This window comes from Catonella sp., assembly GCF_052169795.1.
GTDB lineage: Bacteria > Bacillota > Clostridia > Lachnospirales > Lachnospiraceae > Catonella.
The window spans coordinates 1-7,653 of the sequence record NZ_JBQNBU010000092.1 but is presented as its reverse complement, the minus strand read 5'-3'; the positions used below and the strand labels follow the sequence as shown (position 1 = coordinate 7,653).

9 protein-coding genes are annotated in these 7,653 nt (G+C 34.4%); 7 read left to right on the top strand and 2 right to left on the bottom strand.

All coding sequences use genetic code 11. The features are described 5' to 3' along the window. Window positions 1-108: 108 nt before the first annotated feature. Genes ACTTKP_RS10280 through ACTTKP_RS10265 form a run of 4 tightly spaced genes read left to right on the top strand, consistent with a single transcriptional unit; the run spans window position 109 to window position 4,028 of the window. The gene (locus ACTTKP_RS10280) at window positions 109-588 is read left to right on the top strand and encodes a DUF3990 domain-containing protein (protein ID WP_442553812.1); all 480 of its coding nucleotides are present in this window, start codon (window positions 109-111) and stop codon (window positions 586-588) included. After that, complete coding sequence (locus tag ACTTKP_RS10275; RefSeq protein ID WP_442553811.1) at window positions 585-830, top strand: hypothetical protein; 246 nt, start codon at window positions 585-587, stop codon at window positions 828-830. Before ACTTKP_RS10280 ends, ACTTKP_RS10275 begins: the two co-directional genes overlap by 4 nt. A gap of 1 nt (window position 831) precedes the next feature. Then, window positions 832-1,056, top strand: a complete 225-nt coding sequence (locus tag ACTTKP_RS10270; protein ID WP_442553810.1) for a DUF3791 domain-containing protein — start codon at window positions 832-834, stop codon at window positions 1,054-1,056. Between the two features lie 17 nt (window positions 1,057-1,073). Further along, on the top strand, window positions 1,074-4,028 hold the full coding sequence (locus ACTTKP_RS10265; RefSeq protein WP_442553809.1) for a type I restriction endonuclease subunit R: 2,955 nt from the start codon (window positions 1,074-1,076) through the stop codon (window positions 4,026-4,028). A gap of 99 nt (window positions 4,029-4,127) precedes the next feature. Here ACTTKP_RS10265 and ACTTKP_RS10260 read toward each other — a convergent pair whose 3' ends face one another. Then, window positions 4,128-5,066: a site-specific integrase gene (locus tag ACTTKP_RS10260; RefSeq protein WP_442553808.1), complete on the bottom strand. Its 939-nt coding sequence runs from the start codon at window positions 5,064-5,066 to the stop codon at window positions 4,128-4,130. Between the two features lie 21 nt (window positions 5,067-5,087). Beyond that, complete coding sequence (locus ACTTKP_RS10255) at window positions 5,088-5,585, bottom strand: hypothetical protein (RefSeq protein ID WP_442553807.1); 498 nt, start codon at window positions 5,583-5,585, stop codon at window positions 5,088-5,090. An 82-nt stretch (window positions 5,586-5,667) separates the two neighbouring features. Between ACTTKP_RS10255 and ACTTKP_RS10250 the strand changes: the two genes are divergently transcribed. The 3 genes from ACTTKP_RS10250 to gtfA all read left to right on the top strand — a co-directional run. Continuing rightward, window positions 5,668-6,051, top strand: a complete 384-nt coding sequence (locus ACTTKP_RS10250; RefSeq protein ID WP_442553806.1) for an NADAR domain-containing protein — start codon at window positions 5,668-5,670, stop codon at window positions 6,049-6,051. A 180-nt stretch (window positions 6,052-6,231) separates the two neighbouring features. Next, window positions 6,232-6,459: a hypothetical protein gene (locus ACTTKP_RS10245; protein ID WP_442553805.1), complete on the top strand. Its 228-nt coding sequence runs from the start codon at window positions 6,232-6,234 to the stop codon at window positions 6,457-6,459. Between the two features lie 127 nt (window positions 6,460-6,586). After that, the coding region (gene gtfA / locus ACTTKP_RS10240; RefSeq protein ID WP_442553804.1) for a sucrose phosphorylase at window positions 6,587-7,653 on the top strand (1,067 nt) is incomplete at its 3' end.

The following is a 7,653-nucleotide window of genomic DNA, read 5'->3' as shown; positions in this document are numbered from 1 at the left end:
TAACCTCGACCACCTTATCACCCTTCACCAACGAAAGTGTGACCAACTAAAACAAATTAAAAAATATATGTTGCAAAATATGTTTCCTCAGAAAGGGTAGAAAAATATATGATTTTATATCATGGAAGCAATGTAGAAGTTAGAGAGCCTATGTTGTTAAAAATTCAAAGAGAATTAGATTTTGGCAAAGGATTTTATACAACGAGTGATTTGGAACAGGCAGCTAAATGGGCTAAGAGAACAGCAAAAAGAAGAGGCACACAACAAGCGCTTGTTACAGTTTATGAGGTTGATGGTGAAGAAATTAACAAACTTCGTCTTCTTAGTTTTGATTTACCAAATGCTGAATGGCTTAATTTTGTAGTAAAGAACAGAAAAGGTGAATTTATTGCTGAAAATTGGGATATAATATCAGGACCTGTTGCAGATGACCAAACAGCACAGGTTATTGACCTTTTTCTTGATGGAATGTATTCTGAAGAAGAAGCAATAAGACGATTTCTTACACAGAAATTGAAAGATCAGTTTACATTTAAAACAGAAACAGCAATCAAGCTGCTTAAATACAAAGAGGTAATTGTACTATGACGAAGATACCTGTTTTTTCTTTAGACTGTTATAATAAAAATGTTATAAAAATGATTATAGAAAAATATGACTTGACGGAAATGGATGCAGCAAGGGAGTTTTTATTGTCTGAAACACATAGGATGTTAGAAGATGCTGATATGGCTATGTGGGAATTTTCGGCAAGGGCAATTTTTGATATGTGGGAAGTAGAAAAAATAACCGGTAATCCTAGAAATTCAGTTCATTTAAGGGGTGAATAATATGACAAAAGAGATGGAATTTTTCCTATTTCTTATTGAAAGATATGCAAAAGCAAGAGGGAGAGTTACAGGAGATGTGCTTAAAGAATGGGATGAAAAAGGAATAACAGAAAAAGTCTTTGACGGATATTTTGAGTATCATCAGGAACGCTTAGAAAATGCGTACGAGGATATAGACTCTCTTGTGACTACAGGAAAACATATAGATTATACTTATAAAGAGTGATTTTTAGGGAGATAATTATGGCAGAATTAGAATCAGTGATAGAAGAGAAGCTGATAGCAGAGCTTACAAATGGTGAGTCACAGTGGACATACCGCCCTGATATCAGAACAGAAGATGAATTGTGGGCTAATTTTAAGTATATATTGGAACAAAATAACAAGGCAGCACTTAATGGAATGCCTCTTAGTGAATCAGAGTTTGCAAAAGTGAAAAATGACCTCTCCCATGCCTCATTCTATGATGCCGGTCAGTGGCTTGTAGGAGAGAATGGAAAAGTCCAGGTCCATGTGCATAGAGGAGATAAGGTGCTTCATCTGCTTGTGATGAATAATGAGCATATAGCAGGTGGAACCAGCGTATATGAGGTAATCAATCAGTATAGGGTATTTAAGTCTGAAGGTGATGAGAAAGGCAGAAACCGCCGATTTGATGTCACCCTTCTTATAAACGGAATACCTATGATTCATATTGAACTTAAGAATAAGGAACACCCATATATGGATGGGTATAATCAGATAAAAAATTATATTTCTGAGGGTAAATTCCGAGGCATGTTCTCAAATGTGCAGATGTTTGTTATAAGCAATGCCATTGATACAAGGTATTTTTCAGCAGTGCGGGACACTGAGCTAAATAAGAAATTTCTTACCGGCTGGGTTGATGAGGAAAATAAACCGATTGGTAATTATATTGATTTTGCAAAGTCAGTACTTAAAATACCCAGGGCACATGAAATGGTCACTAAGTATATAGTTTTGGATAATACAGAAAAGAAGCTTTTAATATTAAGACCATATCAGATTCATGCCATAGAAGCTATGCGAAAGGCTTCAAGAACTGGTAAATCAGGTTTTATATGGCATACTACAGGTTCAGGCAAGACTATGACTTCATACAAGGCAACCAGAAATCTGCTTATGGATATTCCTGCGATAGAAAAAACAATATTTTTGATAGACAGGAGAGACCTTGACCAGCAGACAGGCACTGCATTTAAATCTTATTCCGAAAATGATACGGTAGATGTGGATAATACAGAAAATGTACGAGGTCTTATTAAGAAGCTTACTGATGGCAACAGGCAGATGATAGTAACCACTATACAAAAAATGCAAAAAATGATAAGAGATAGTCTGCAAGAAGGGGCAAAGGATTATAACAAAATTAAAGCTCTAAAAATTGCCTTTGTAGTAGATGAATGCCATCGGGCTGTGACTCCAAATACTAAGAGGGAAATTGAGAAATTTTTTGCTAATTCTCTCTGGTTTGGATTTACAGGTACACCTATTTTTGAAGAAAATAAATATGAGAAAAAAGGAGATTTAGCACAGACTACGGAAGAACTTTATGGAGAGTGTCTGCACAGTTATACCATAAAAGAAGCCATACATGACGGAGCTGTACTTGGTTTTAATGTAGAGAATCTTGGACCGGAAAATATAAAAGTGGAAGATGAAGACGCATATTATAACAGTGAAAAGCATAGGAGACAGGTATTAGATGTAATATTAAATCATTCAATGACAAAACTTGGTTTCCAAAATGGAAAAGGTAAAACTTACGAAGCTATGCTTACGGTTGAGTCTATAGCTATTGCAAGAGAATATTATGACCTGATTATGAAAATTAAAGCAGGTGAAGATGAATTAAAGATTAGTGAAGAAGTAAGAAGGATTCTTCCTGATTTTCCTAAAGTTGCCATTACATTTTCAGTCGCAGAAAACAAGGATAATTCTCAGGCAAACAGTGAGGCTATGAAACGCTATTTGAAAGATTACAGTAAATTATTTGATACTAAAACCCATGGGCTTGATGCGATTGATGCTTATAATACTGCATTAAATGATAGATTAGCTAGGAAAAATAATAAATATGAGTTCAGAAAAGAACAAATAGACTTGGTAATAGTTGTAGACAGGCTGCTTACAGGTTTTGATGCACCTTGTCTCTCTACAATATTTATTGACAGAGCCCCTATGAAACCGCATCATTTGATACAGGCGTTTTCAAGGACAAACAGACTTTTAGACCAAAATAAAATGTATGGGCAGATAGTTACATTCCGCTCACCAAAGGAGTATAAAGAGAAGATAAATGAGGCACTTGTACTGTACTCAAAGGGAGGTTTTGGAAAGGCGATAGCAGAGAACTGGGATACTGTACTGTCAAATTTTAAGTTATCACTTAAAACAATAAGGAGTTTTGCACCTGAGCCTGAAGATGTGCTAAGCCTTTCTAAGAAGCAGAAAAAGACTTTTATAAGGCTTTTTAGAGATTTGGATCATGATTTTGCACATTTAAAGTCATTTTCTACTTATAATCCTGGCCTGTTAAAGGAATATAATTTTACTGAGGAAGATTATGAGGATTATGCAGCAATATATAAGAATGTACTGGCGGAGATTAAAACTGAATTACCTGATGATGGTGAAGATGATGTTATAGCAGATGATTATGAGCTGGTCGCATATAGTAAATTTAAGGTTGATTTTGAGTATATAGTAGAGCTTCTACAGGGCTTTGTAGATTCTGTAAATAATGAGGAAAGTGGAAGTACAGAGTTTAATTCTAAGCTTAAAGAATTAAGAGAAACAGTAGATGAATTTGCAGCAGCTAATCCGAAACTCAGTATTTTAATTATGCAGCTAATTGATGAAATTGAGGAGGATAAGGAAAAATACAGAGATAAGGATATTTCTGTTATTATCAACCAGATGAGGCATGCAGCGGCAGATAAAGAAATAAGAAAATATGCAGATAAGTGGTTTCTTGAGGAAGAAGAGGTAAAATATGAGGCTCATAATTATAAAGATGGAAAGTTAGCAAATGAAAATAAGCTGAAAGAAAGTGCAAACTACTCGGCTTATAAAGAAAGCAGCGAGGCTCCATTGCCTAAATTTAAGTATTATGGAGAGCTTAGTAAGGAGTTTAAAGAAGCATTGATGCCGGAGATAAGTCCTTTAATAGAGTAGTGCTTTATAAAAAGCCTGTAGGAAAAGCCTTGTGACAGAATGTAGATGTTGCTTAAGTTTGCCTACAGGCTTTGTCTTTCACCGGCGTGAGTAAACTGTTTATGAGTTAAGATTTGACAATGACCTCATTATGATGTCGATATCCTTGCTTTCCAGTTCCTGTATAATGTGGAGATATGTTTTTTGTGTTGTAGTAATGTTTGAATGCCCTAGCCTTCTGGCTACACTTGCAATGGAGACACCTGCAAAGAGTAAAAGTGAAGCATGTGTATGACGAAGTCCATGAATTGAGATTATGGGGACATCAGCATTTTTACAATGTCTGGCAAGTATATCATTGGCAGTTGAATTATAAATTTTGTCATTTACAAAGACAGGCTTGTCTTCAGGTATATTTTTTAGAAGTTCGGCAAACTGTATCACTGTCTGCCAGTCTAAAGAAATTTTTCTTACCGAAGACTTGTTTTTGGTAGGAAGAAAACCGCTGTTTCCTTTATAATCCCAAGTTTTTGAGACAGAAAGCATCTGATGTGACAGATTGAAGTCATTTGGAGTAAGAGCCAAGGCTTCTGAAAACCGCATTCCGGTTTTGGCTATCAGAAGAATGAGCCAGTCCATATTTATATTTGCAGAGAGCTTCAAGTCATCAAGCAGCTTGTGCAGTTCATATTGATTAAGATATTTAGGCTTTTTAATACGGGGATGTTTTCCTTTAATAACTGCCTTGCGGGTAGGATCACGACTTATAAAGCCTTCATCTACTGCATCAAGTATGGCACATTTTAAATGATGATGAAAGTCCATAGTTGTTTGCCGTTCATGCTCATTTGCGTAGTCATTAAGCAGTTTTTGATATGAAATCCGGTCAAGTTCACATAGAGGAAGTTTTGGTATAAGCTTAACAAGCCATTTATGTGCCATATTATATTTGCTCATAGTTACCGGACGGATAGCTCCTTCTTTATAAACAGTTATCCACTGTTTATAATAATCACAAAATAACATAGATTTGGTACTGCAATGTTTTAATGTACTCATTTTTAAGTCCTCCTTAATGTTTTATAACTCACGCTGGTGAAGGGTGATAAGGTGGTCGAGGGTTTCAAAAAAACTGCTTATCTTTTTCTGCTCTGACTTGTTAGAAGCTAACAAAATATCAAGCATAACAAAGTCTTCAGGATTTACAGATTGACGTTTTGTAACAGTTCCTTCTTCAAACCTAAGTGCCTTTTGTTGAAAATCATGTGAAGTTACTATTCGCTCAATAAAGCCAGCATCTTCTTTAGTAGTGAAAGTAACATAAATAGGTGAAATTAATCCCCTTCCAAACTTATTTCTATCTATTGCTCCATATTTAACATTAGCTGGGTTATAAACAATATCATTCATTTCCGTAACTAAATATTTTTTTGTAAACTCATCTTTTGTAAGCTGTTCTCTGTTATTTGTTTTACGTTCACTCAGAGGTATTACACCTTGACCAGATGCAAATGCTAGACGAGGATAACCTTCTGATTGTTGCCTTTGTTCAATTCTTCTTTCAATAATCTCCCCCAACTTACGCTGTTCCCAAGGGAAAGGTTTTACGGTTTTTAATATTAAAAAACTATTTCACTTGTTATATTATCATAAATATAGTATGGATTTTAGAAAAATAAATAATACTATAGGTTATATAGGAAATATTAGGATAAAAATCTCATGTTTTCTTTTTTCTTATTGCCCAAAAGTTAAAAATATTTTATACTTAAAACAAAAGCAATATAACCCCAATAATTTGGGGATAATTATATATGAAGGTCTGCTTGCAAAATTCTCTCAAAATGAGTTTTTAAAGAGTAGGTTGCTTGATACAAAAAATTCTATTTTGGCAGAATGTGCAGTAAAAGACAGAATTTGGATAATAGGTTTATCCTTGACAGATCCTAAAAGACTGAAGAATATATATTATAGTCGTGGTTTTGTTAGCAAAGGAGTTTTAATGGGATATATTAATTTACAGAAAGTTAAAAATGGAGATTAAGAATTGCCACTGTATATGTTTATAAATTAAATATTATTTATAAGGAGGAGGCAATATGAAAAGATTTGATTATTTTATTAAAAAGATTTTGGCATTAACTTTAATTTTTTCATTTTTATTTATTACCCCTGTAGTAGTGACCTTTTTACCTGAATATCCATAAGTTGTCGGAGGTATAGAGTGAATAAGAAGATATTTTTTACTATTGTAGCAGTAATTATATTCATTGTTGCTTGTTCTTTACATTTTAATGTTGTTTATTCAGAGCAAGAAATGGTGCCATTAGGTGAATATAATGATAAAGCAAAAGAATTTGTAACTAAAGATGAAAATAAAACAGTATTTATACCCTTAAGTGAGTATAATAGCAGGGTGAAGAAAATTATAAAGGAGCAAAAGGCTGAGTAATATAATAATTATAAAAGAAAGATTGGAAGAGATTTCCAGTCTTTCTTTTTTCTTCTTGCCCAGACACTCGAAATACTTTATACTAAAAGAGTAAGGCACTTAAAAAATTATACGAGGAGATGCGTCTATGAAAAAACTCGAAAACAAGATTATGCTCATTACCTATGCTGATTGTATGGGAAAGAATTTCAAGGATCTTGAGAATGTACTTGACAAGCATTTTTCTAAGGCTCTTGGCGGGGTTCACATCCTTCCATTTTTTCCGTCATCAGGAGACAGAGGCTTTGCCCCAATGAGGTATGACATCGTAGATGAGACTTTTGGAGATTGGGAAGATGTTACCGGACTTTCAGAAAAGTATTACCTTATGTTCGATTATATGTTAAATCATATAAGTGCACAGAGTCCGTATTATAAAGATTTCTTGAAAAATAAGGACAACAGCCCTTACAAAGACCTTTTCATCAGATATAAAGATTTTTGGGAAAATGGAGAGCCTACAGAGGCAGAAGTAGATGCAATTTATAAGAGAAAACCTAGAGCACCTTATGTAGATGCAAAGTTTGAAGATGGAACTACAGAAAAGGTATGGTGTACCTTTGATGAAGAGCAGATAGACATTAATTGCCCATCTGAAACTGCTAAAAAATTCCTTGTGGATAATTTAACAGGCATGGCAAAGAGGGGAGCTGCAATAATAAGACTGGATGCTTTTGCCTATGCTACTAAAAAGGCAGGAACAAGCTGTTTCTTTGTAGAACCTTATGTATGGGAATTATTAGCTGAGGTTACAGATGTACTCACGCCTACAGGAGTTACTATCCTTCCTGAAATACATGAACATTTTACAATTCCTTTTAAAATAGCAGAAAAGGGATATTTTGTATATGACTTTGCACTTCCTATGCTTCTTTTGAATTCGCTCTACTATGGGCAGACCAAGTATCTTAAGGATTGGATGTTAAAATGCCCTAATAAGCAGTTTACAACTCTCGATACACATGACGGCATCGGAGTGGTAGATGTGAAAGACTTGCTTCCTGATGAGGAAATTGAAAGAACTAAAGAAGATATATTTAAATTTGGTGCAAATGTTAAGAAAATATATAATACTGCTGCTTACAACAACCTTGATATCTATCAGGTGAACTGTACTTATTATTCAGCTTTGGGAGATAATGATGATGCATACCT